The organism is Vibrio sp. R10-SG-ISO4 (genome assembly GCF_059834135.1).
This window is the reverse complement of record NZ_JCBDHJ010000008.1, coordinates 121,820-144,701: the sequence shown is the minus strand read 5'-3', so window position 1 is coordinate 144,701 and position 22,882 is coordinate 121,820. Positions and strand designations below refer to the sequence as shown.

At 47.0% G+C, this 22,882-nt stretch carries 19 protein-coding genes and 2 tRNA genes; 13 read left to right on the top strand and 8 right to left on the bottom strand.

The genetic code is table 11. From position 1 onward, the window contains the following. The first annotated feature begins 405 nt into the window (after positions 1 to 405). Both AC6R03_RS04480 and AC6R03_RS04475 read left to right on the top strand, forming a co-directional pair. The gene (locus AC6R03_RS04480; RefSeq protein WP_500629045.1) at positions 406 to 1,044 is read left to right on the top strand and encodes a YchE family NAAT transporter; all 639 of its coding nucleotides are present in this window, start codon (positions 406 to 408) and stop codon (positions 1,042 to 1,044) included. Positions 1,045 to 1,150: 106 nt separating this feature from the next. Next, positions 1,151 to 2,002, top strand: a complete 852-nt coding sequence (locus AC6R03_RS04475) for an ion transporter (RefSeq protein ID WP_500632235.1) — start codon at positions 1,151 to 1,153, stop codon at positions 2,000 to 2,002. A 95-nt stretch (positions 2,003 to 2,097) separates the two neighbouring features. Here the strand turns inward: AC6R03_RS04475 and asd are convergent, their stop codons facing one another. The 3 genes from asd to yejK form a co-directional block, all read right to left on the bottom strand. After that, positions 2,098 to 3,210 carry an aspartate-semialdehyde dehydrogenase gene (gene asd / locus AC6R03_RS04470; RefSeq protein ID WP_334552638.1) on the bottom strand — a complete coding sequence of 371 codons (1,113 nt, stop codon included), beginning with the start codon at positions 3,208 to 3,210 and terminating at the stop codon, positions 2,098 to 2,100. A gap of 322 nt (positions 3,211 to 3,532) precedes the next feature. Next, complete coding sequence (locus tag AC6R03_RS04465) at positions 3,533 to 4,747, bottom strand: Hpt domain-containing protein (protein WP_500632236.1); 1,215 nt, start codon at positions 4,745 to 4,747, stop codon at positions 3,533 to 3,535. Between the two features lie 179 nt (positions 4,748 to 4,926). Beyond that, entirely contained in the window at positions 4,927 to 5,925 is a 999-nt protein-coding gene (gene yejK / locus AC6R03_RS04460) for a nucleoid-associated protein YejK (RefSeq protein WP_487901073.1), read from the bottom strand. An 83-nt stretch (positions 5,926 to 6,008) separates the two neighbouring features. Between yejK and AC6R03_RS04455 the strand changes: the two genes are divergently transcribed. From AC6R03_RS04455 to AC6R03_RS04440, 4 genes are all read left to right on the top strand, one after another. Next, entirely contained in the window at positions 6,009 to 6,233 is a 225-nt protein-coding gene (locus tag AC6R03_RS04455; RefSeq protein ID WP_334552646.1) for a YejL family protein, read from the top strand. A 28-nt stretch (positions 6,234 to 6,261) separates the two neighbouring features. Next, positions 6,262 to 8,073, top strand: coding sequence for a DUF3413 domain-containing protein (locus AC6R03_RS04450; RefSeq protein WP_500632237.1), 1,812 nt, complete (start codon positions 6,262 to 6,264; stop codon positions 8,071 to 8,073). Between the two features lie 51 nt (positions 8,074 to 8,124). Beyond that, a tRNA-Pro gene (locus AC6R03_RS04445) sits at positions 8,125 to 8,201 on the top strand. Between the two features lie 118 nt (positions 8,202 to 8,319). Continuing rightward, entirely contained in the window at positions 8,320 to 9,321 is a 1,002-nt protein-coding gene (locus tag AC6R03_RS04440) for a pectinesterase family protein (RefSeq protein WP_500632238.1), read from the top strand. A gap of 22 nt (positions 9,322 to 9,343) precedes the next feature. Here the strand turns inward: AC6R03_RS04440 and AC6R03_RS04435 are convergent, their stop codons facing one another. The 5 genes from AC6R03_RS04435 to AC6R03_RS04415 all read right to left on the bottom strand — a co-directional run bounded on the left by AC6R03_RS04435 (position 9,344) and on the right by AC6R03_RS04415 (position 15,346). Then, entirely contained in the window at positions 9,344 to 11,011 is a 1,668-nt protein-coding gene (locus tag AC6R03_RS04435; RefSeq protein ID WP_500632239.1) for a pectate lyase, read from the bottom strand. A 95-nt stretch (positions 11,012 to 11,106) separates the two neighbouring features. Next, positions 11,107 to 12,390: an ABC transporter substrate-binding protein gene (locus AC6R03_RS04430; protein WP_500632240.1), complete on the bottom strand. Its 1,284-nt coding sequence runs from the start codon at positions 12,388 to 12,390 to the stop codon at positions 11,107 to 11,109. 17 nt (positions 12,391 to 12,407) lie between these two features. Next, on the bottom strand, positions 12,408 to 13,544 hold the full coding sequence (locus tag AC6R03_RS04425) for an ABC transporter ATP-binding protein (protein WP_500632241.1): 1,137 nt from the start codon (positions 13,542 to 13,544) through the stop codon (positions 12,408 to 12,410). 15 nt (positions 13,545 to 13,559) lie between these two features. After that, the gene (locus tag AC6R03_RS04420; protein ID WP_334552655.1) at positions 13,560 to 14,459 is read right to left on the bottom strand and encodes a carbohydrate ABC transporter permease; all 900 of its coding nucleotides are present in this window, start codon (positions 14,457 to 14,459) and stop codon (positions 13,560 to 13,562) included. 2 nt (positions 14,460 to 14,461) lie between these two features. Then, positions 14,462 to 15,346, bottom strand: a complete 885-nt coding sequence (locus tag AC6R03_RS04415) for a carbohydrate ABC transporter permease (protein WP_334552657.1) — start codon at positions 15,344 to 15,346, stop codon at positions 14,462 to 14,464. A gap of 626 nt (positions 15,347 to 15,972) precedes the next feature. Between AC6R03_RS04415 and AC6R03_RS04410 the strand changes: the two genes are divergently transcribed. From AC6R03_RS04410 to AC6R03_RS04380, 7 genes are all read left to right on the top strand, one after another. Beyond that, positions 15,973 to 16,683, top strand: a complete 711-nt coding sequence (locus AC6R03_RS04410) for an oligogalacturonate-specific porin KdgM family protein (protein ID WP_500632242.1) — start codon at positions 15,973 to 15,975, stop codon at positions 16,681 to 16,683. Between the two features lie 75 nt (positions 16,684 to 16,758). Continuing rightward, positions 16,759 to 16,849 (top strand) — tRNA-Ser (locus tag AC6R03_RS04405). Positions 16,850 to 16,935: 86 nt separating this feature from the next. Then, positions 16,936 to 18,177 carry a tyrosine-type recombinase/integrase gene (locus tag AC6R03_RS04400; protein ID WP_500632243.1) on the top strand — a complete coding sequence of 414 codons (1,242 nt, stop codon included), beginning with the start codon at positions 16,936 to 16,938 and terminating at the stop codon, positions 18,175 to 18,177. Between the two features lie 220 nt (positions 18,178 to 18,397). Next, complete coding sequence (locus AC6R03_RS04395; RefSeq protein ID WP_500632244.1) at positions 18,398 to 19,519, top strand: tyrosine-type recombinase/integrase; 1,122 nt, start codon at positions 18,398 to 18,400, stop codon at positions 19,517 to 19,519. A gap of 178 nt (positions 19,520 to 19,697) precedes the next feature. Next, a complete protein-coding gene (locus AC6R03_RS04390) occupies positions 19,698 to 21,233 on the top strand; it encodes a hypothetical protein (RefSeq protein WP_500632245.1) in 1,536 nt (511 codons plus the stop codon). Between the two features lie 71 nt (positions 21,234 to 21,304). Beyond that, entirely contained in the window at positions 21,305 to 21,862 is a 558-nt protein-coding gene (locus AC6R03_RS04385; RefSeq protein ID WP_500632246.1) for a DNA-binding protein, read from the top strand. 229 nt (positions 21,863 to 22,091) lie between these two features. Then, positions 22,092 to 22,874 carry a hypothetical protein gene (locus AC6R03_RS04380; RefSeq protein WP_500632247.1) on the top strand — a complete coding sequence of 261 codons (783 nt, stop codon included), beginning with the start codon at positions 22,092 to 22,094 and terminating at the stop codon, positions 22,872 to 22,874. Positions 22,875 to 22,882: the final 8 nt, after the last annotated feature.

Genomic DNA, 22,882 nt, shown 5'->3' with positions numbered 1-22,882 from the left:
AAGACTTAAATCACAAATTCGAACTGAATAAAATAACAGCAATCAATCAATCGAACTCGTTGAACAAGCATAGATTGTAAAAAAGTTTCATTTTTTGACCACAAACTTACATGTAATTCACAAAATTCGTGCTACTCACACTACAAGTTACGTCATTTTTAGATGAAATGGCGTCTTGAAGACATGATTTTGTGGCAAACTTAACAACATCGTAAAACTGTAGCTCATCTTACGCCTCTTTTGGTTAACAAAACATGTCAGGCACGATCCCTTTGTCAGGAATAATTAGAAATTCTCAGTCATGGTATAGGCGACAGATTAGCTTTTTTCATTCGTTATCTGCGTGAATTTAGACTATATTCCGCGTGACTTTTTTACCCCTTTGCCTAATGTGGACATGCTTAGATGCAAACCTTTGAATTAGCGATTTTTTTACAGTTTTTTCTCGGTTTAGTCGCCGCCGTTAACCCGGTGGGGATCATGCCGGTGTTTGTCTCGTTAACCGGTCATATGACCCTCGAAGAGAAACACAAAACCGCAACCACAGCCAACGCGGCGGTCGCGGTTATTCTGATCGTCTCTCTACTCGGCGGGCAGATGTTGCTCGATATGTTCAGCATTTCTCTAGATTCGTTTCGTGTGGCAGGCGGTTTACTGCTGCTGAGCATCGCCTTTTCGATGATGAGCGGTAAGCTCGGTGAAGATAAGCAGAACAAGCAGGAAAAATCGGAGTACGTCAGCCGCGAACAAATCGGTGTTGTGCCATTAGCGATGCCGCTAATGGCCGGTCCTGGTGCGATCAGTTCAACCATCGTTTATGGTTCACGCTACCCGGGCATGATGGATACCACAGGTATCATCATTACCATCGCGGTGTTTTGCTTGTGCTCTTGGCTGCTGTTTCGTTCTGCGCCTTTGATCGTGAAATTCCTTGGCCAAACCGGCATCAACGTGATTACGCGTATCATGGGCTTGATTCTTGGTGCTCTGGGCATCGAGTTCATTGCCAACGGGTTACGCAATCTATTTCCTGGCCTCGCCTAATCCCTTAGAATCCCACTAAGGCGTTGATCAAACATACATTGAGCAAGGTTGACGCCTTTCAGCTTTGCTCATACTCTGACCTTGTCGTTTGTCACTAGGCTAGGTCATGAAATCCGATCCCTTAAAACACCATCTCTATGTCATCATCTTTGGCACGCATACCAAGGCGGGTCGACGCTTCGATTTGGCGCTTATCGTAGCGATTTTTGCCTCGCTGATCGTTCTATTGCTTGAATCACTGCCTAGCGTGCCGCAGGAATGGAAAAGTACATTAAGAGTGCTGGAATACTCGTTTACTGCGCTGTTTACGCTCGAATACCTTGTGCGGCTCTACTGCTCGCCAAAGCCCCTCGCCTATGCGAAAAGTTTTTATGGGGTGATTGATTTATTGGCTATCTTGCCCACTTACTTGGCGTTTTTCTTTCCTTCGGCGACCTTTATGGGCGTGATCCGACTGCTCAGAGTGATGCGTATTTTCCGCATTCTTAAGTTGGTTCGCTATCTGCAAGACTCCAACATCTTGCTGCGTTCTCTGCTCACTTCTCGGCGCAAAATCTTTATCTTTTTCTCCAATGTCGCCATCTTGGTCACCATCTTTGGCGCCCTCATCTACGTCATTGAAGGACCAGATAACGGCTTCACCAGCATTCCCATGAGCATCTATTGGGCCATCGTGACCATCACCACCGTAGGTTATGGCGACTTAGTGCCGCAAACCGGTCTAGGTAAAACCATCGCGGCCATTACCATGCTGCTGGGTTACTCGATCATTGCGGTGCCCACTGGCATCATCACCGCTGAAATCAACCAAGAGATGAAATCACACAAGACCTTGGTCAAATGCCCAAACTGCTCAAAATCGGGGCATGAGTCTGACGCGCTCTATTGCAAGCATTGTGGCAGTGAACTCGCCGATCCCGATAAGCGCGTAACCGCCCCAGTTCAAGAAAAAGTCTAAGCACTTTGTGAATCACCGATAAAACAATCACCAATAAAAAAAGCGCCTGCAAAGAGGCGCTTTAGGATAGGGAACCAACACTCGGGTTTGAGGGTTTATTTCTCCGCTAGAATGATACGCAACGTACGACGCAACGGCTCTGCCGCGCCCCATAGCAGCTGGTCACCGACGGTGAATGCGTTGAGGAAGTCATCACCCATTGCCATCTTACGTAGACGGCCGACAGGAATCGATAAGGTACCCGTCACTTTCGCTGGAGTCAGCTCTTTTGCCGTGATATCACGGTCATTCGGGATCACTTTCACCCAGTCATTGTGCGTGGCGATGATCTCTTCAATCTCATCCATCGGCACGTTTTGTTTGAGCTTGATGGTCAACGCTTGTGAGTGACAACGCATCGCACCGATACGAACACATGTGCCATCAATAGGAACAGGTGACGCTTGGAAACCTAGGATCTTGTTCGCTTCGACACCCGCTTTCCACTCTTCTTTGCTCTGACCATTGTCGCGTTTCACATCGATCCAAGGTATCAATGAGCCCGCAAGCGGCACGCCAAACTTATCCGTTGGGAACGAATCGCTGCGCATGGTATCCGCCACTTTTTGGTCGATATCCAGAATGGAGCTTGCAGGGTTGGCCAGCTCTGAGCTCACTGAGTCGTTGATCACGCCCATTTGCGAGATAAGCTCACGCATGTTTTGCGCACCCGCACCAGACGCCGCTTGATACGTCATCGCGCTGGTCCACTCCACCAGCCCTTTTTCGAACAAGCCACCTAAGCCCATCAACATCAAGCTTACCGTGCAGTTACCACCAACAAACGTGTTGGTGCCCGCGTGGATACCTTGTTGGATTTGCGCCAAGTTGACCGGATCCAACGTGATGATTGAATCTTGAGCCATACGCAGTGTTGAGGCTGCATCAATCCAGTAGCCTTTCCAACCTGCTTGGCGCAGTTTCGGATACACTTCTTCCGTGTAGCTGCCACCTTGACAAGTAATGACGGCATCAAGCTGTTTTAGGCTCTCTAGATCGAACGCATCTTGCAGCAAACCCGCGTCTTTACCAAAGTTTGGAGCTGGGATGCCGACTTGAGAAGTGCTGTAAAAAACCGGTTCAATGAGATCAAAATCTTTCTCTTCCACCATGCGCTGCATGAGGACAGAACCTACCATGCCACGCCAACCGACTAAACCTACTCTCATTCTCAACTCTCCATGTAATCTAAAAAAGGAATCACTCATCTTTCAATGTTCAGCTCAAAATCTCAAGCAAAAAATGCCATATTTTTGTAAGTTTTGTCTCGCTAAGCGCTAGAATCGCGTTAGCTGACTGTTTTCTCACTTTTTCTCAACGACGACACTACTGATCGTTCAAACCGAACAGAAAGAAAACAAAGCATCTACGGGGGAAGTAGTCGACAAGTCAGAACCAAACTTAACACGGGGCTTCTGATTGACGTATGATCTTTTCCATCGCTAAGGACACCACTTGGAATGGCCATTTTTGTTGACTCATCGCTCTCAATTAAAGCTGATTCGCTTTTAAGAACTGTTTCGCCTCGTCAATCGCCTGGCCAAGGACATGCTGTAGCTCGTTGAGCTCATCAGACAGGTCGGTTTGCGTCTCTTTGATCGCTTTTTCAACGTGAGCAGCGGCTTGTTTGAGTAGCGGCGCACCTAAGTTTCCCCCCACACCTTTTAAACTGTGCGCTTTGCGCAGTGCAGTCTCGGGGGATTCAACAATCAACCGTTCAATGGTACTGACGTCATCTTGATGATCTTCCACAAATACTTCCAGCAGCATGCATACTGACTCTGTATCACCATTGAGCGAGCTCAACATAGCTTGTGTATCGATAATCGGCTCTGGTTCCATAGGACTCTCTACTTCCTCGAGTTCATTGTCTTTTTTGTCAACCTCAACCCTGTTGTGATGATCAACCATCGGCTCATTTGACGCTAAACGTGAACGCGCCGCCGTTCGTGCGCTCATCACTAGTAAAACCAGCGCCGTGATGGCGAGAGCTGAACTGACTAATCCAAGCTGCACATGACGCTCCAAGCTTTGGTGGTACGCCTCGCCCAAGGAAGCAATTTGAATATTGACATCATGCCCGACCAGCCCTTCAACCAAGTGCAGACCTTTCGCGTACGTCCCCAACACCTGAGCCACCAACGCGAGTACACGCTGCAATTCTTGTTGCTGTGTGCCCTCTAGTTCCGTTGACCAAACATAAATACTGTCCATTTCACGCGATAGACGTGGGCTATCGTCATGCGTACCAAACACTTCTTCAAGCACCAACGCACTCAACCGGTAGTAGGTTTGCGTCAACAGTGGCGAATCGGCCTGTTTGCCCCTCGCTTGCTTGATGGTTTCAATCAGCTCTTGAATAAGGAGGTCGTTGTCGAGGTAGGCTTTCGCTTGTGCAATGTATTTATCCAGTGAAAAAAGCAGTTGGCTAACATCAGGGGAGTACCAACTTTGCTCATAATTGGCTTCAATCTGCAATTGCAGCGCATAAATCAGTTGCAGATTCAGCTCTTGCTGATCCGTCGCTTCTGGCCGATACGCGGAGGAGAGGTGAAAGGTGCTACGCAGCTCTTCAACCGCGTTACGCAATTCGGTGATCCGCTGATGAGATTCGCCCAGGACTCGATAGTTGCTCACTAAAATTGCTGTTACTGCAATCCACAGTAAGACGACCATCCCACCTAGCCTGAGCCTGCTACTATCCATGTGTATGCCCTAAACAATGTCCGTAAATACAATCATATACCGATTTTTTACATTCTGCTGAAGAAAGCGGCTTTGCACTCGCTCTTTCCTCTTGTCTGTGGCACAACGCAACAAAAAGCCCGCGACATACGCGGGCTCATAGATAGGGATTGAGCTAAGCTCTGCTCTTTACCGATGCATCATTTGCGATTGAGTTGCTCGCGCAAGTTCGGCGGTGTGCCTTTGATGGTCAGGGTGTCGGTTTCCGGGTCATAGAAAATACGCTCGCCAAGCAGCAAACTGTCGAAGTTAATACTCAGGCCACCGCCAGCGCCAACGTACTTGGTCAGCTTACGAACTGCGGTTCTATCTCCTGGGAAACTCTCCTCAAGTTGGTAGCCTTGCTCTTGGGTGTAATCCAAAAAGCTTGTGCCATCATGCGAGGGGGACAACTCACCAGACAACTCTTTCACGTAGACTTCATCGCCGGCTTTAATTTGCTCGCTGCAGTAATCCGCCACTTGCTTTTTAAAACTCAGTACTTCGTCTTTTTCTAACTTGGAATCAGCACAGAAATCATCCACAGCCTGCATCAACACTTGGTTTTGCTGCTTGCTGTCGAGCCCGACCTCTGCCTGCAGGAAGTCCAAGAAGAAGTCTGCCACTTTGCGCCCTACTCGCCCTTTGATGTAGGCAAGATAGCGGTTGGACTCTTTATCGGTCTCATAAGCCGTCAAGTCGATACGCGCGGCAATGTCCATTTTGCCAAGATCGAGATAATCGGTGGCGCTAATGTCCAGCCCTTCGGTGACCTTTAAGCTCTGATTAGACGGAATGATGGCGACAAACAAGTAATCAGTCGCGAGTGATTGATACTGTGCAATCACCAAGATGCCTTCATCGGCAAAGGGGTATTTCGCTAACTCATCTTTTAAGCGCTTGGCGCTGACTTGTGAGAAGTCGTAAAAATCGCGCTCCCCTTTACGCAGTTCATGCAACCAGTGCTGAAATTCGCTGTCTGATTTGAAGCAGCCAAAGCCTTTTCCCGCTTTAGAATGAAACACGCGATGCAGCTCTGCGACGAGGTTTTCTGTCGACGCATCATTGGCAAGAGAAGCACTGCGGTAATTGACGATGAGCTCGTCGGAATCATTTTTCTGAAGTTGATGTAAGATTACGTGAGAGAGGTGCAAACTCATGTGATTTTTATCGCTGGGTAGGTTTCAGTTGCATCGCATTGTAGGGTATCATAAGCCGCTTTACTATCATCATTAGAGTCTTTATGCCGATTACATCTAAATACAGCGACGAGAAAGTAGAACAGATCTTAACTGAAGTGGCTGCTATCCTAGACAAACATGCCGCGGGTCCAGAACTGGCGCTTATGATCGCAGGAAATATCGCAACCAATGTCTTAAATCAGGATGTTGCGCCTTCACAACGCAAAGCAATTGCTGAAAAATTTGCTCAGGCGTTGATTTCTTCTATCGAAGAAAAAAGCCATTAAAAAATAAACGGATAATAGATAAAGATACATGGTAGATAACGGAAATACATATGGTGAGCGCGTATCGCGTCTCGTCGGCTGGGGTCACTGGTTTGCGTTTTTCAACATCATCGCTGCGATGTTGATTGGTACCCGTTATATCACTCAATCACCATGGCCTGAGACTTTGCTCGGTCAATTTTATCTGGCCGTTTCTTGGGTCGGGCATTTTGGCTTCCTCGTATTTGCCCTGTATCTCCTTGTTCTCTTTCCGCTGACGTTTGTCCTTCCGTCACGCAAACTGTTCCGCCTGGTGGCGGTCTGTTTTGCAACGGTGGGACTCACCGTATTGCTGATTGACACTCAAGCGTACCAGACCATCAATTTGCATTTAACGCCCGTGGTGTGGGAAGTGCTGTTCAACGATGACAGCTCCTCTGCCCTCAGTGCCGATTTGCAACATTTGTTTGTGGTGTTACCGCTCATCTTTTTGCTCCAATTGGCGTTATCTGAATGGGTGTGGCGCAAGCAGCGTAAACTCTCTCATAAGCACGTCGGCCGCCCAATTTCGGCGCTGTTCTTTATCAGCTTCATCACTAGCCACTTAATTTATGTGTGGGCGGATGCGTATTTCTACAATCCGATCACCTCTCAACGCGCGAACTTCCCGCTCTCCTACCCGATGACCGCTAAATCCTTTATGGAGAAACACGGCTTACTGGACCGAGAGCAATATCTCAAACGCCTAGAGAACAACCAAACCAGCAACCAACTGGTCAGCTACCCGCTTGAGCCACTGGAGTTCAATCGCCGCGCCAACCAGTTGAACGTATTGGTGGTGAGCGTCAACAACCTCAGAGGCGATGCTTTGAATGAGCAGTTGATGCCAGCGACGGCGCAATTCGCCGCGCAAAACCTGAACTTTACCAATCACTACAGCTCAAGTAATGACACCTTTGGTGTGTTTGGTCTGTTTTATGGTCTACCGAGTAGCTACGCCAGCAGCATTAAAGCGCAGGGTTCCAAGCCGATTGTGATTGATACGTTGGTCGACAAAGAGTACCAATTTGGCCTATTCAGTAGTGATAACTTCGATGATGCGCTGTACGGCGAAACCGTTTTCCGCGGTATGAACTTCCACGGCGTTGCCTTCGATTCTGATCACTCTGCCGAAGAGCAAACCATTAACGCATGGGCAACTTGGGTACAAGAGCAGAAAAAGTCACCTTGGTTTAGCTACGTTGAGCTCACCCCTGTCGAAAACTTCAGTGCTTACAGCAGTGACAACAACGACAAACAAACCTCGACGGAAAAGCTCATCGCCGGTTACCACAAATCCGTTCAGCACGCCGACAAACAAGTCGCGCTGCTGATTGACGCGCTCGATACCCTAGGTCTCGAGGAAGACACCATTGTGGTGATCACCTCAAACCACGGCGCAGAGTTCAATGAAACCCAGACCAACAGTTGGGGCGCGAACAGTAATTACAGCCGATACCAACTTCAGGTGCCGATGGTGATCCATTGGCCAGGTAAGGTCGCGGCCACCTTTACTCACCGCACCAGCCACCTCGACTTCTCGGTGACGCTGCTGCAAGACATGTTAGGGGTATCGTCAAACCCAAGTGACTTTAGCAGTGGTCGCAATTTGTTTGATGAGCGTTCTCGCAAATGGATTTTAGCCGGTGATTCGCGTGAGTTAGCCCTGATTACCAACAAAAACACCACGGTGATCGACAAGTTCGGCAACTACAAATTGTACGATGCAAACTACCAGCGATTACAAGACGACAACCCTACACTGCCGGTGTTAATGCAAGGTTTAACCGAATTGCAGAGATTTTATACAAAGAGCAACTAAATCATAATGTTATAATTGACGCTTACGTTGAATATGGTAAATTAAGCGAATCGGACTGTAGCGCAGCTTGGTAGCGCACTGTCATGGGGTGTCAGGGGTCGCTGGTTCAAATCCAGTCAGTCCGACCATTTATCCCTAAAGGGCTCATCTTCGGATGAGCCCTTTCTCGTTTATACGGCGACGCATCACAGAACCTCAGTATCAAAATCCATAAAATAAACCAATGGTTCATTTTATGGATTTGCTATGACTCAATACCATGCCATCGTCGATAGCGCAGGTAGCGCTGATTTTACCTCTATTCAAGCGGCAATCGAGGCCGCCCCCGAAAATGATGCTCCCTACCGGATTTTTATTCGCAAAGGCCACTACTCAGAGCGGCTGACGATTGCACGCGCCAATGTATCGCTAGTCGGTGAATGCGCACGTGAAACCGTGATCGACAGTAAGATCGCCAATCAAATGGTGTTGGACGATGGCTCTATAGGCGGCACCTACGGTAGCCGCGTCGTCATCGTCGATAACCAGCACTGCACATTGGCTCATCTCACGATTCGCAACTCGTTCGACTTTATTGCCAACCAAGCGAAAAACGATAGTGATCCCAGTAAACTCACGCACACCCAATCCGTCGCCCTATTGGTTGGCCATCACGCTGACTATTTCATTGGCCACGATCTGATACTCGATAGTTATCACGACACCCTGTACATGAGCGCAGGACGCAGCTACTTCTCAACATGTCATATTTTAGGCTGCATTGATTTTATCTTTGGTGGCGGTAGCGCTTTATTTGAACAGTGCCAAATCACTTGCCGCGCCAGAAGTGACAGACCCAAGGACGCGCTATGGGGTTACATCGCTGCGCCGAGCACGCCTCATTGTGTGCCCCTGGGTTTGGTCTTCTACCGCTGCGTTATCGATGCCGAAGCTGACGTCCCCAAAGGCAGCTATGCACTCGGCCGCCCTTGGCACCCCACCACGCACTTCTCTGATGGCCATTACGCCGACCCGAATGCTATTGGGCATTGTGCCTACGTAGAGTGTGAACTTGGCGAACATGTCAGCGATTGGACATCCATGAGTGGCCGCGGTCGAGACGGCAAGCGAGCGTGGTTTACCCCAGAGCAAAGTCGATTTGAATTGGTAGGTAATCGAGGTGAAGGCGCTCACGCACTGCCGCAGCAACAGCGTGAGATTGACGAGCACAGCGAACTTGGCTGGAAACCGCAGCAGCCCTTCAGCTAACGAAGGGCTGCAAGATTGACGGTTATTGCGCCGTCATCGCCATCTCATTGTGACGCTCACCATAGATGACATCTCGGTCATAGACGACGTGCACCTGATCACCCATTTGACGATCGCCATGCAAGTAGCCACCGCTTGAAACCAAAGTAGGCAGTTCATCGTAAATCCCCTGATGCGCCGCTTCAAGACAAAGCAGCGCATAGGGAATCGGGTCGTCAAAACGGGCGTACTTGACCGCTTTATTGGCAACAAACAAGCCACTTTCGCTGTGCCAATGCTGCTCAATCAGTTGCGTTGCCGCGCTGTCTGCTAACGTCAACCAACGATGATCGCCGTCGATGTAGTGCATCTCTATCAGCGCCAATAGCAAGTAGCTCGAACAGAGTGACGTCTCGCTAGCTACCTCAATCAAGGGCCCTGCTGAGGACTCAAAACGGGCGAGTTCAAAGCGCGTCAGCATGCGTTTTAATAGGCGCTCAACACGCTCGTTTTGGCTGGCTCGATAGGCGCGCGTCAGCGTCAATAAGTAGGCAGGATCGGCATCACGACGCGCTAATGTGGTGCCTTTGTCGCCATAGTAGCCATCTCGCACAAACTGATAGCCCGTTAAGTCGGTCCCATCAGCCCAGCACGGCTTCATTTGATTGGTTGCCTCATCCCAAGCGTGAGTAAAGTAGCCCTCAATGCCATCAATGATCCAGCCAAGCCACTCTTTGTCTTCACACACTTCAGGGCAAGCTAACAGAGCCAGCGGATTATCCACCACCAGCGCCCAGCAATCACGAAACAGCGCATTGGCTTCAAGCGCAATAGGGCCAAACTCAGGTCCGAATTGACGCCGCGCGCGATCGCCAAACCAAGAGTAGGTCAAACGATCATCCTCAGGCACAGGCTCTCGCTGCAAGGGTGAAGAGAATTGATAGACAGGCATGCGGGTCTTTGGATGACGGGCGAGCACAAATTGTCGATAGAGGTGCTTAGCCCAAGTCAGCGCCGCTTGGTCGTGCGTGTAGCGATAGACGTGACACGCGGCGTAAATCAGATCGGTTGAGGCATTGACAAACGTCAGCCCGACCGTTTCCGGCAACGTAGGCCATGCGCTCGCATCAACGGCGTCTTTAGGCGTATGGCGGGAAAATATCGATTCCGGTTGCTCTCGGCCATATTCGCCATGGCGAGTGAGATCGCATTTGTCCCAATCCATCACGTGTGACGCCCAAAAACCACTCAAATAGCGCTCAGTCACCGCCGGCTCGGCCTGATACATCAAATCGTAAAATGGGAAGTGGTTTTTAAGTTCGTGGACACACTCTTTGCTTGCCGGGCCTTCAATAGCACCACTGGCCCAATCGACAAATCGATGCCCCCCCCAATGCAGTAATCCACTGGGTTTGTCGTGGTAACGGGTCAAGATGCTTTCGCTCAGTTCGCTGGCGTGCGTAAAGTAGTGATTATCACCGATGAGCATACTGTAGCCGATGTATCCGCGCATCAGATTTTGTTGGCTGGCAAAGTTGCTCATTGGGGCTTGGCGCCCGTCGGGGTAGGTCCACATCACAGGCTGTAAGGTGGTGACATCCAGGCCGTCGGCCATCAGGCCCGTCTGGGGGTGCTTCCCTAGCTCTACACTACGGGCATAAAACAGATCAATATAGGGGCGAAAGGTGCGACGATTGGCAGTGTCCGTCATAGAGAATCCTTAATAGACAGGTCCTTATTAACCGAAAAAGTTGACCAAAAGAAAAAAGGCGCGAAGCCATCTGACTTCGCGCCCTACTCTAGCGATTACTTCGCCATGCGTTTCAAGATGCGGTCGCCGCGACGTAGGAAGTCTTTGGCAGCACCAGACGCATCAGTTTGGCCGTAATCCAGTTTTTGCATCACTTCACTAAACAGCTCCATCAACTGAGCGTTGTCTGTGTATGTGGTTGGCAGCACTTCTTTTGGCAACGATTGCGCTTGCAAGTAACCTAGGTAAGACAAGCTTTCTTGGTCGATTTCGCCTTTGGCATCCAACGTTGTAAGGCCAGCGGTGCTCAATGGAATACCACGAGCGAGACCTAGCGCCTCAACACCCACAGGATCGTTTAGCAAGAAGTCGACCAATTTCGCCGCTTCTTCTGGGTGCTTAGTGTTACGACCAATCGAGAACATCATCGAAGGACGCGCCAACAGACCTGAGTCAGTTGCACCCGGCGCCATTGGGTAAGGCGCTAGCTCCAATGTCATTGAAGGATCAAGGTTGGCGGTGTATTTCGCGATAGCTGTATCCCACATGTATAGACCACCGAAGCGACCGTCAATCCAAGGGCGCATTTCATACAAGTTGCCTTTACCGTACGAAGCGAACTCTTTGGTTGATGGGAACACGTGATTGCTGACCTGATCCACATAAAGCTGGAAGAAGGCTTCCATCTCTTTTTGGTCGTAGTTGAGCATGTTGGTCTCAGCGCTGATGATGTCTTTACCCGTGGTTTGCAGCATGTAAGAGCGGTTCATCGCAAATACGTCGCGCGCTTCAATAACCAGTGGGTAGTGATCCGCGCCGAGGTTTTTCTCAAACGCTTTACCCGCAGCCATCAACTCGTCCCAGTTAGTTGGGTAATCCACCCCAGCTTGCTCCCACTTCTGCTTGTTGTAGTAGAACACGCGGGACGTCATACTGACTGGTAAGCCGTTGATTTTTCCGTTAACTGTGGTCATGTCCATCGCAGTTTTCGGGAAGTTCGCAATGTGCAGCGCATCCGCCTTTTGGCTCATGTCGTAGAAACCACCGCCATCACGAGAGAAGATAGGCAGCCAGTTCCAGTTGGTTTGCATCACATCAGGTTCAGTGTTACCCGCGATCTGTGTGGTCAAGCGAGACAAGTGACCATCCCAACCTGTGTATTCTGCTTTGACCTTGATGTCTGGGTATTTTTGTTGGAACTTCTCAATCGCTTCCAACGTCGCTTGGTGGCGTGAGTTACCGCCCCACCAAGACATACGCAGTTCAACGTCAGCAAAAGACGGTGCAGAGGTGGCGGCAATCGCCGACGCGATAAGAGTAGTCAGTACCTTTTTGTTCATGGATGTTTCTCCAATTATTATCGTAATAAAGAAATGTTCTGTTCAGTTTCTTTGTTAAAGATGTGCGCTTTTTGCATATCAACAACGAATTTGACGTTACTGCGCGTTTCCATGCCCAGCTTGTCTTTCACATCGTCAATCGGCACACGAGCGGTAAATTCTTGATTATTCACTCTAAAGTACACAAACACCTCATGGCCCATGTTCTCCATACGCACCACATCGCCTGTGATCGTCGGTAGAGCATCATCTTCAGCCATCTGCAAGGTAATACTGTCTGGGCGAATACCGAGCACCGCTTTCTCACATTTGTGTGAGCGAATTTGCTCCGCTTTCGCTTGTGGTAGTTTCAAACGCTGGTCGCCTATCGCCACGTACAAGCCATCTTCTTCATCGTGCAGTTGAACATCACGTAAGTTCATCTCAGGTGCACCGATAAAGCCAGCCACAAACATATTGACGGGGTTGTTGTAGAGCTCATCCGGTGTATCGACTTGCATGATCTCACCCAGCTTCATCACACAGATGCGATCGCCCATGGTCATTGCTTCGGTTTGGTCGTGCGTCACGTAAACCGCCGTCGCAGAGCTGCCCTCTTTCTTAAGGTGACGGTGCAGATCCGAGATGCGCACACGCATTGACGCGCGAAGCTTGGCATCTAGGTTTGACAGTGGCTCGTCAAACAAGAATACGTCCGGCTTTTTCACGATAGCGCGGCCTACTGCCACACGCTGTGCTTGGCCCCCTGACAACTGACGCGGTAAGCGGTCGAGCAACTCTTCAATCTCCAAGATTTTGGCTGCTTCATTAACGCGCGCTTCGATTTCGTCTTTGGGCAGCTTTTGCAACTTAAGACCAAAACCCAAGTTCTCTTTTACTGTCATGTGTGGGTAAAGGGCGTAGTTTTGGAACACCATCGCAATGCCGCGATCTTTGGGTGCCAAGTTGTTGACCACTTTGCCGCCAATGGTGACTTCACCACCGGTGATGTTTTCCAAGCCCGCCAACATGCGTAGCGTGGTTGATTTCGCGCAGCCAGATGGCCCAACGATGACGAGGAACTCACCGTCTTTGATGGTCAAGTCGACACCGTGTACCGCCTTGAAACCGTTTGAATATACTTTCTCTAGCTTTTTAAATTTCACTTCAGCCATTGTTCTTACTCCAAATTAACCTTTAATACCGCTACTGGTGACGCCTTCAACAAAGTATTTTTGAGACATGAAGAACACCACGATGGATGGGATGATGGCGATAGAAGCCATTGCTAGAATTTCGTTCCACTTCGCCCCTTCAGTGACGTCAATTGACATCTTCAGAGCCAGTGCAATCGGGTATTTTTCGACACTTGAGACATAAATCAGTGGACCCAAGAAATCGTTAACCGACCACATGAACTGGAACAGCGCTACCGAGATAATCGCAGGACGAATCACCGGTACGACAACATGCCAAAGTACCTGAAGTGAATTACAGCCATCGATCATCGCTGCCTCTTCCATATCTGTTGGTACGCCGCGAAGGAACTGAACCAACATGAAAACGAAGAAGCCTTGCGTTGCAAATGCCAAAGGCAAGTACAGCGGTAAGTAGCTATCGAGCAGACCCATCTCACGGAACATCACGTATTGAGGAATAAGCAGAACCGATTGAGGGAGTAACACGGTCGCAATCAATGTCGCAAACCAGAACTTCTTCCACGGGATGTCAAATCGAGCGAAGCCGTAGGCCACGATGGTCGAAGAGACAACCGTAAAGAATACTTTTGGTAGCACATAATAGAACGTGTTTAAGATGTAGTGACCGAAGGTAAATTCAGTCCCTGTTTTCCAGCCATTGATAAACCCTTCCAGACTCCATTCAGAGGGGATAAGGCTCATCGACGAGAAAATTTCATGGTTGGGCTTCATGGCTGCCGTGAACATCCACAGCAGTGGGTAGAGCATCAAAAAGCCCACACCAATCAACACAACATAGCGAATAAAGGCATTGATTTTTTCGCGGCGAATCGTGCGTGCATTCTCTGCACCATTGTCAACCGCTTGATTTTCAACCGTAATAACTGACATGATTATTTCCCTCCCTTATCGCCAGAGTAGAAGACCCAGTACTTCGATGAACGGAACGTAATGCCCGTAAAGATGGCCACAACAACAAACAATGACCAAGCCAAAGCACTGCCGTAACCCATGTCAAAGAACTTGAACGCGGTTTCGTAGATGTAGAGAGAGATTAAATAAGTGGACTTCATTGGTCCGCCACCGGTAATCACGTACGGAGCGGTAAACTCTTGGAACGCCTGAGTGGTTTGCATAATGAAGTTAAAGAAGATAACCGGCGTGATCAGTGGCACCGTCACTTTCAAGAACATTTGCCATTTGCTCGCACCATCAATCAACGCCGCCTCGTATTGAGACTGAGGCACGTTTTGTAGCGCCGCGAGGAAAATAACCATCGCAGAACCAAACTGCCAAGCACGTAGCAAAGTGATGGAGAAGAGTGCAAATGCCGGTTCACCTAACCAGCTGATAGGCTCCACACCAAAGAAGCCAAGCGCACCATTGAGCACACCGTCTATAGCGAACAACGCGCGCCACAGTACGGCAATAGCGATACTTGAACCTAGAATGGAAGGGATGTAGTACGCGGTTCTGAAAAAGCCAATTCCTTTGAGTTTAAAATTCAGGATAAAAGCTATGAACAACGCGAACGCCAGTTTGACTGGGATGGTCAAGAAAACGTACAAGAATGTAACGCTCATTGACTTCCAGAACACATCATCTTCAGTGAGCATGTACCGATAGTTCTCAATCCCAACGAATTCAGGCGAATTCATGAGATCGTAATCGGTGAAGCTCATCAAAAATGATGACACAAATGGAAAGGCGGTAAACACTATCAACCCGATGATATAGGGAGACAGGTACGCCAATCCAAGCTTACGATTTTCATACATTTTCTCGTCCTCTTTAGAGTTATATGCCAGCCGGTTAGACACTTCCCTTAGCAATACGCCTGCTGGCTTCACTATTCATTTAACGCAACTCTGTGAGGGATTTCACGTCGAAAAAATGTAATTGTGATCTTAAATAACATTTTTAATGATATACACACAAAAAATGTGAAACGCAGTTCTATTTTCATTTTTTAAAACAAGCGAACTGTAAATTTTTACAAAAAACGGTACCTAAGCGCCAATCTCACACATCAGAATAACTGTCCAAAAATACGCTAAATACAGCGAAAAAGCAGAGACAAAAGCCACATAAGATAGAAAACATGGATTATTAATCCTAAAAAATCATCAGAAACTGATTTGGTAAGGATAAAATTGATTCAAATCAAATAAATAAAATAACACAAGGAAAAGGATACATCGGGATGATGAATGATTTTATTTTTAGGGCATAAAAATAAATAACAAAAGCAAAACATCGAATAATTTACAAAATTTAAACGTTATTCCCATCAAAATAAAACATCGTTTCATAGATCACGATTTGAGTATTTTAATGTTCATTTTATTAAGAAAGATCACTACATTAGCCGCCATCAAAACTACAGCTACAAAGGCGTTTCTAGATGAAGAAGATCCTAACCACCGCCATCCTACTTGGCCTAACCGCAACAGCAGTGAATGCAACGACACTGAACCTACGTCATGAGTACATTGCTTCTGAAGGCGATATGGACGCGAGACATCGTGACCGACTCGCCATTTCGCATGGATTCGACAACGGTATTGGCTTGAGCGCAGAAGTAAAATGGGGTTACGGCGATGACAGCTTCGACCTGTCTAAACTGAAAGACGTGGGCCATGAGACCAAAGTCAGCTACAACTACAAAGTCACCGATAGCTTTACGTTACAGCCTGCCTACGCCATTGACGCAAGCTCTTCTGCCGCAACACATAAATTCGATCTACGCGGTACACAAAAGATTACCAGTGATTGGAACGTGGCACTTCGCTACCGTTACGGTTACAAAAACGAATCAAAAAGCAGTGATTCAAGCCACTACAACCAGTTGAACCTCACGTCTGGCTACAAAATGGGCGACTTTGGCTTTGGTATCGATATCGAAGGTAAATTCGAACAATCGGACAGCAAAGGCTACAAAGGCGACAACAACTATCTCAACCTAGTGAACTTTACAGGTGAGTACTCAGGCTTTGATCACGGCTGGCGCCCATTTGGTGAGCTCGGTATGGTCGCACAAAACACCGATGACGCAAGAGACGGTAAAGACTCTTACGAGCCTCGTTTCCGTGTTGGTGTGAAATACTCGTTCTAACCGCTCACAAATAAAGCAAACAGTTTTTATAGGGGTTTACAAGCCCAACCAACCGCTATACTATGCGCCCCACACGGAGAGATGGCTGAGTGGTTGAAAGCACCGGTCTTGAAAACCGGCATACGTTAATAGCGTATCTAGGGTTCAAATCCCTATCTCTCCGCCACATTCAAACAAAAAAAGCTGTTGATTATCAACAGCTTTTTTTGTATCTGGGTGCACTTGCTCAATCAAATAGGATTGACTGAGACAATGTACTTATTCAAATCGCCATCCGGCACTTACTACACTCGCCTTTGTTTACCGAAAGCCCTAAAAATCAGAGGGTTTCCTTTTGACATCAAAGCCTCGCTATTAACCAAAGAGCGTCACATAGCCAACTATCGCAATGCGCTGATCGTTGCCAAATTGCACCCTATCGTTCACAACACATCCAATAGCCTCTCCCCTGACGAATTTAATCAACAAGTTTCCGATATTATTGGTGAGGTAAGAGACTGTTTTGATTCACCATTTGTCCCAATCCAACCCCGTAAATCTCAACCGAGAAAGGTGTCGCCCCCTATAGATAAAGGCTCAATTAGCCAAATATTGGAGAGCTTCATCGAGTCCAAGAAATTGCAAAATCTCACCCACCTTTCCTTGTCACAACTCCAAAAGCGTTGTGAATACTTCATTGCCAAAATGGCCGTAAATACCGTTCAAGAAGTGAGTTTGGCGGTGGCTAATCGGTATGTGGATGAATTATTACGTGATGGGAGAAGTAATAAAACCAATCGTGAATACCTTGCTGCAATCAGTCAATTCTTCAAGTGGTGTGTTTCACGAGACATCGTACTCACTAATCCATTCTCTGGCGTTGAGTTGCCGAAAGCGTTGAAGAGACCAAGTGAAGAGCGAGAAAGATGGGGTTCGAAGGACTTGAAGCGTCTTTTCTCTGATGCTCACTTTCAACAAGCAGAAGAACAAATACAGTTGGCAATTTCAATGATTTTACATCACGGGACTCGACCTGCTGAAATTTGTCAGTTAAGTATGGATGATGTCATTTTGGATGCGGAAGTACCATACCTCAATATTTGCCAAGAGTCCGATAAGCAGCACCTCAAGAACGTGAACTCAAAGCGAATGGTTCCGATTCATCACGCAGTATTGCGTGATGGTCAACTTCAAAAATGGCTTTCAAAGCGCAAGGCCAGTACCCAATCGCAGCTATTTGACTTCAAACCGCTAGGGCCCGATTTGGATTGGAGCAAACAGCTTTGTACTAAGTTTGGCAAGATTCAGACGGCTATGGGATGGAAAGCAAAACAGCGTCCCACTCTGTATGGGATGCGACATACATTTATTGATGAGTTGAAGAAAGCCGATGTGCCTGAGCATGTGGTTGCTCAGATTGTTGGCCATTCGTATACCAACCTCACTTTCGGTCGCTATGGTAAATGCTTGTCGTTGAGCGAGTTAGTGGGGCCGGTAAACCAATTTCGGTTGTGATTTGAGTTGAATTTGAAATTTTTTTCAAAAAAATGCGATTTTCTGTGCTCAATTGTTTCTCATATAAATCAGAGCTTTGAAGAGTGATTATTTACTGGTGCTAATTTAAGATGTTGAAATATAAGCATTTACATATTTGACGGTTGAGTTCTCGTTGATATTCTGACTTTACATAAACGCACATTCAGAGGGAGTTGTGCATTAAAGTAAGGGCAAGCTAATGCCAAATTTTAACCAACGAGTACAAATCTATTTAGACAGCAAAAAACATACACAAGCGCCGAAAACGTTTCGCTCAAACCGAGCGCGAGCCAACAATTTGAAGGCTGCATTTGGCCAGTTCAATGTTAAAACTATCAACGAAGAGCGTATACAACGATGGATAAACAAACAGCATCGTTTTTGGTCCAATAAAACGTTGAATGAACATTTCACTATTTTGCGTGCCATTTTTTCCAGTGCTGAAGCCAATGGGTTAATAACGAAAAACCCAATGGCGAACATTCACAATTTCAAAACGACAACCAAGGAGCCGAACCCATTCACACTCAGTGATATTAAGGCCATTTTAAACGATAGAAAGTTATGTCGAATCGCTCGGCTCCTTGTCGGAATCGGTGCCATGACTGGATTGCGAATTTCTGAACTCCTTGGATTGAGTTGGTGCTGCATTAGCTTTGAACAGATGAAGCTTTGGGTGAAATGGGCAAAATCTTCGGATGGTTATCGAGTACCCAAAACCGAAGGCTCGGTTCGGTGCGTTGACTTAAACCAGCATGCCATTGCAATGCTGAGAGAATTGCATGACCTGACAGGCAACAAGAGGTCCTTTAAAGTCAAAATACTGCTCGCAGACAACAAGAGCTTTCGCTCAGAAACAATAATACCCGTTTTCATCAATTCAAAGACGAATCGCGCTTTCATTGATGACAAGCAGTTCGCCAAAACCTTTCTTACGCCAGCGCTTGCTGAACTGGGTATAGAGCACCGAGGGCCAGGGCAAGTGCGTCACACGTTCGCAAGTCAAGCTTTGACCGCAGGCATTAACGAGAACTATATCGCCAAGCAGATGGGCCACAGGGACACTGAGGTGATTCGTAAACACTATGCCCGTTGGATTGATGTTGATGCCGACGACCATGCCGACAAGTTGGGAAAAGCGTTTAATCGAGCGTTTGATGAGGGAGAACAATCAATAGAGCAAATCATAGTGCCAACCGAACATCAGAGCAATAACAGCACTGATATTCTTGCCGCGCTACAAATGATGCAGGCCCTTAAAAATCAACCGAACATGTTGACGGCTATCAACGCACTACTTGGCAATGGAGGACAGCTATAATGTACCTCTTTGTTACCAACCACTCTTTTGCAGTGTGCCGTGCAAATAAATTGCGACGAACGTTTAACCAGCTAAGTTTCCGTTTCACTTTATGCTTCGCAAAAGATGAAACGCAAACAGCAGGCAAGGGAACTCCCTTGACCCTGCTGTTGGCCCTCACCTCGAAAGGAGGTGCGGCATGAGAACCATCCGAACTTTTTATCGTCAATTTAATATCAACACAACGAGTGCTGGTGTCGCTAAGCTCCACAAAACGTTGCGTCACTCACTGAGACTACCATCCCCTGACAACAATAAAAGCATTGAATGGGACGAGTCACTATCGTCAGGAAATCTGCTCTGGTTTAATGGAAGCACCGCACCCTTGGAGAGTTATTCACTGGAAGAGCGTCAGGCGATTTTCGATGCTATCGCTCCCAAGCCAAAACTTAGAAACCAAAGTCGATTGAAGGAGCAACGTCGTCAACTTAAACACAAAGTGAAAAAGGCGTACACAATCGAGCGAAAAAACGGCAATGATTATGCGGCCGACGTATTGTGGGAATTCTATAACAAGAGTGCAGATACGGAGATACCCGAGTCACTGGTGACTTGCTTAGACACCATGACTACGATGGCGCGACACACACAAAAAGTAAAAATGCTTAGGAAGTTTGTCAATGTGCATAACCGCCTCGTTGAGACTAGACCTAATGAAAACGCGACCTATCTTCAAGAGGGCATATTCAAAATTCCACACAGATGGCATGTTGACGACAACACCATCACACCAGACGACTGGATTTACTATACGAAACGTTGTCTAAGCCATTTTTTCCCAGAATACCCGATACACGCCCTCGCCGCGCACTGCGATGAAAGGCTCAAAAATGAATTGACAGGTACTCATTGCCATTACTTTCTGTCTGGTCAAGATTCGGTGTTTGGCAATTGGGACATTTTGAAAAGGCAAATAGAAGTCGTTAACGAGTACATCAAAGGGCAAAACAAGCTTCATGAAGCCCGAGGAGAGGAACCAGAAGCTCTACTCCCTGAAAACTGTGTGCTAACGCGGGAGCAGAGCGCCATCCATGGAGAGCGATTGCAGCGCATGTTTCTCGATCACATTAATCAGCACTTGCTCAACGAGCGAGGGTTACATGCCGAGATTTCTAGCGAGGAAGAGCGCTCGACACCAGAGCGAAAGCGAATGAACAGACAAGCTATATTAGCGAAATCTGAACGCGACTTTAACTATATGTCTCGACAGGTTGAAGAAAAGCAGAAGGACTTAAACCATTTGAGAAATGAGCTTTCTCAAGAGACTAAGAGTATCGAGTTGATTCAAGCACAAAAAGAGCAACTTATCGCTCAACTGGCAGACATTGATTCCACTTTCCAATCCGAAAAACTTAAGCAACAAGAAGAGCTAGAGCAAGCCAAACAAGAAACCAGAGCGCTGAACATAGAGGCCATTCGCCTTAGTAACGTCACTAAAAAGCTATCAGGGACTGCGGGTGAACAGCTTGTTTCTATCATTCGTGAGGCATATATCGCAGTTCAATATCAAAAAAGAGGTCAGCATCAGAAAGCAAATGACTATTTCAACCAATTAACACAGCGACTGGACAATGAAATGGACCTAGGAATCAAGCCCATCTTTCAGAGTGCTATTAACGCCATTAAAGACGCAGGCCCTGATAATTCCAACAATAATGAGGTGGATTATGACTAGCTTAGGGAATGCGATAGCCATTACTTACTTTCTTTTCTTTCTTACTTTCTTTCGAATTGAGGAGGCTTCAAATGGCTAAGTCAGCAATAGGAAGAGCCCCCGAGGTCTCCGACGACGATATCATTGATGCAGGAAAAATGCTGTTAGCCGATGGTGCTAGGGTGACAGGGTTTGCCCTTCGAAAGGCAGTGGGAAATCGCGGTGACGCCAGCCGTTTATATCGGGTTTGGAACGCATACTTGGAAACGACTAGAAACAGTCCAAACAATCATGGTATCGAATTATCCAGCGAGCTATCAGACATCTTGAGCACAATGAGTAAAAAGTTCCTGGCGGATTTAGAAAGTATGGCAAAGCAAATGAACGCAACTGCGGTTCAATCCGCAGAGTATCGAGTTCATCAGGCCATCAAACTGGCTGAAGAACGTGAACAAAATGCTGAGGCGGAGGTAAAAGATGCCATGCAGCTCATTGAAGAGCTAGAGAAGCAGCTAAATTTGGCCAGTCAGAGAGCAGAAAATCTACATGAGGAGGTAATCCAGCTCAAACATGAAAATGGTGAGTTGCTTAAAAGCAATTGCATGTTAACCAGCTACCTTAGCGAAAAGAATGGCGAGTATAGCGAGTAGCGTTTTTTGTCGGTCAATCGAACACGAACAATATCATATGTCACAAAAATAAATGAAATAAAATGAACAATAAATAACCTAAATGACTTATTCTCTTGGATTTTTATTAACCCATTGTTTTTATTGTCTAATATATTTTTCCATAGATTTCTTGGTGACTTGATTGCATATTTGATGTTGATTAATCTGGCCAGAAGCTGAGTATTTATTCGAAGAATTGGAATCAAGAATGACTAAAAGGTTTAACCCCTTTTCAATACTATGCCTCGCTGTGCTTTTTTTGAGCTTTTCAGCCAGTGCTTATCAGTCGGGAAGCTATCCTAAATTTGCTACTGCTAAGTTGTTTAGTTCAGGAGAGGCGGTTAATGCTAAACCTAACGTTGTTGCCTACGCAATAGAGAACGGGAACGCTATTAAACTCAGGTTCAACTCTGAGTTTGTCGGTGCACGCAACTTCCTTTTCCCCGAAAAAAACTTTGGCTCTTCATACAATGTTGAGAAAGTTGCTTCCCAAGCGTTCGTAAACGCAGTCTCCGAGGTCGCCGGTAAGTTTATATGCGCAGAATACCGCTTTAGAAATCGATTGCCGTCAGCTTCAGATTGTGACGGCTTTATTGTAGATGAGAACAAAAAAGAACAAATGCCATTTGTTTCAGGGCAGTTTATTTCAAATCGTATAGAGGCAAACTTAGATGACAAAACTAACGGTGTTAGTTTTCATGCCTACCTCAAGAGCTCTCAAGAAGTCCCATTGAAATCTGCTTTTGGAAGTGTCCATGAGTTGGGAACATTCTTTGGTGGTTTCGCACATAGAAAAAGTTTGATACTAAGCGTCAATGTAGAGGCGTATTGGTGGAATAAAGAGACACAGAGAAATGGCGTAATTAACGCTCAGCCGGAAGTATACTTTATTGTGCTTCCTCCATCTGTCGAGGTTTCTAAAGCTGCGAGTCAGATTCAAGCGGCTAAGTTGGGTATAGATAAAGCAAAAGTTTTAGTCATTGGTCAATGATGACTGGA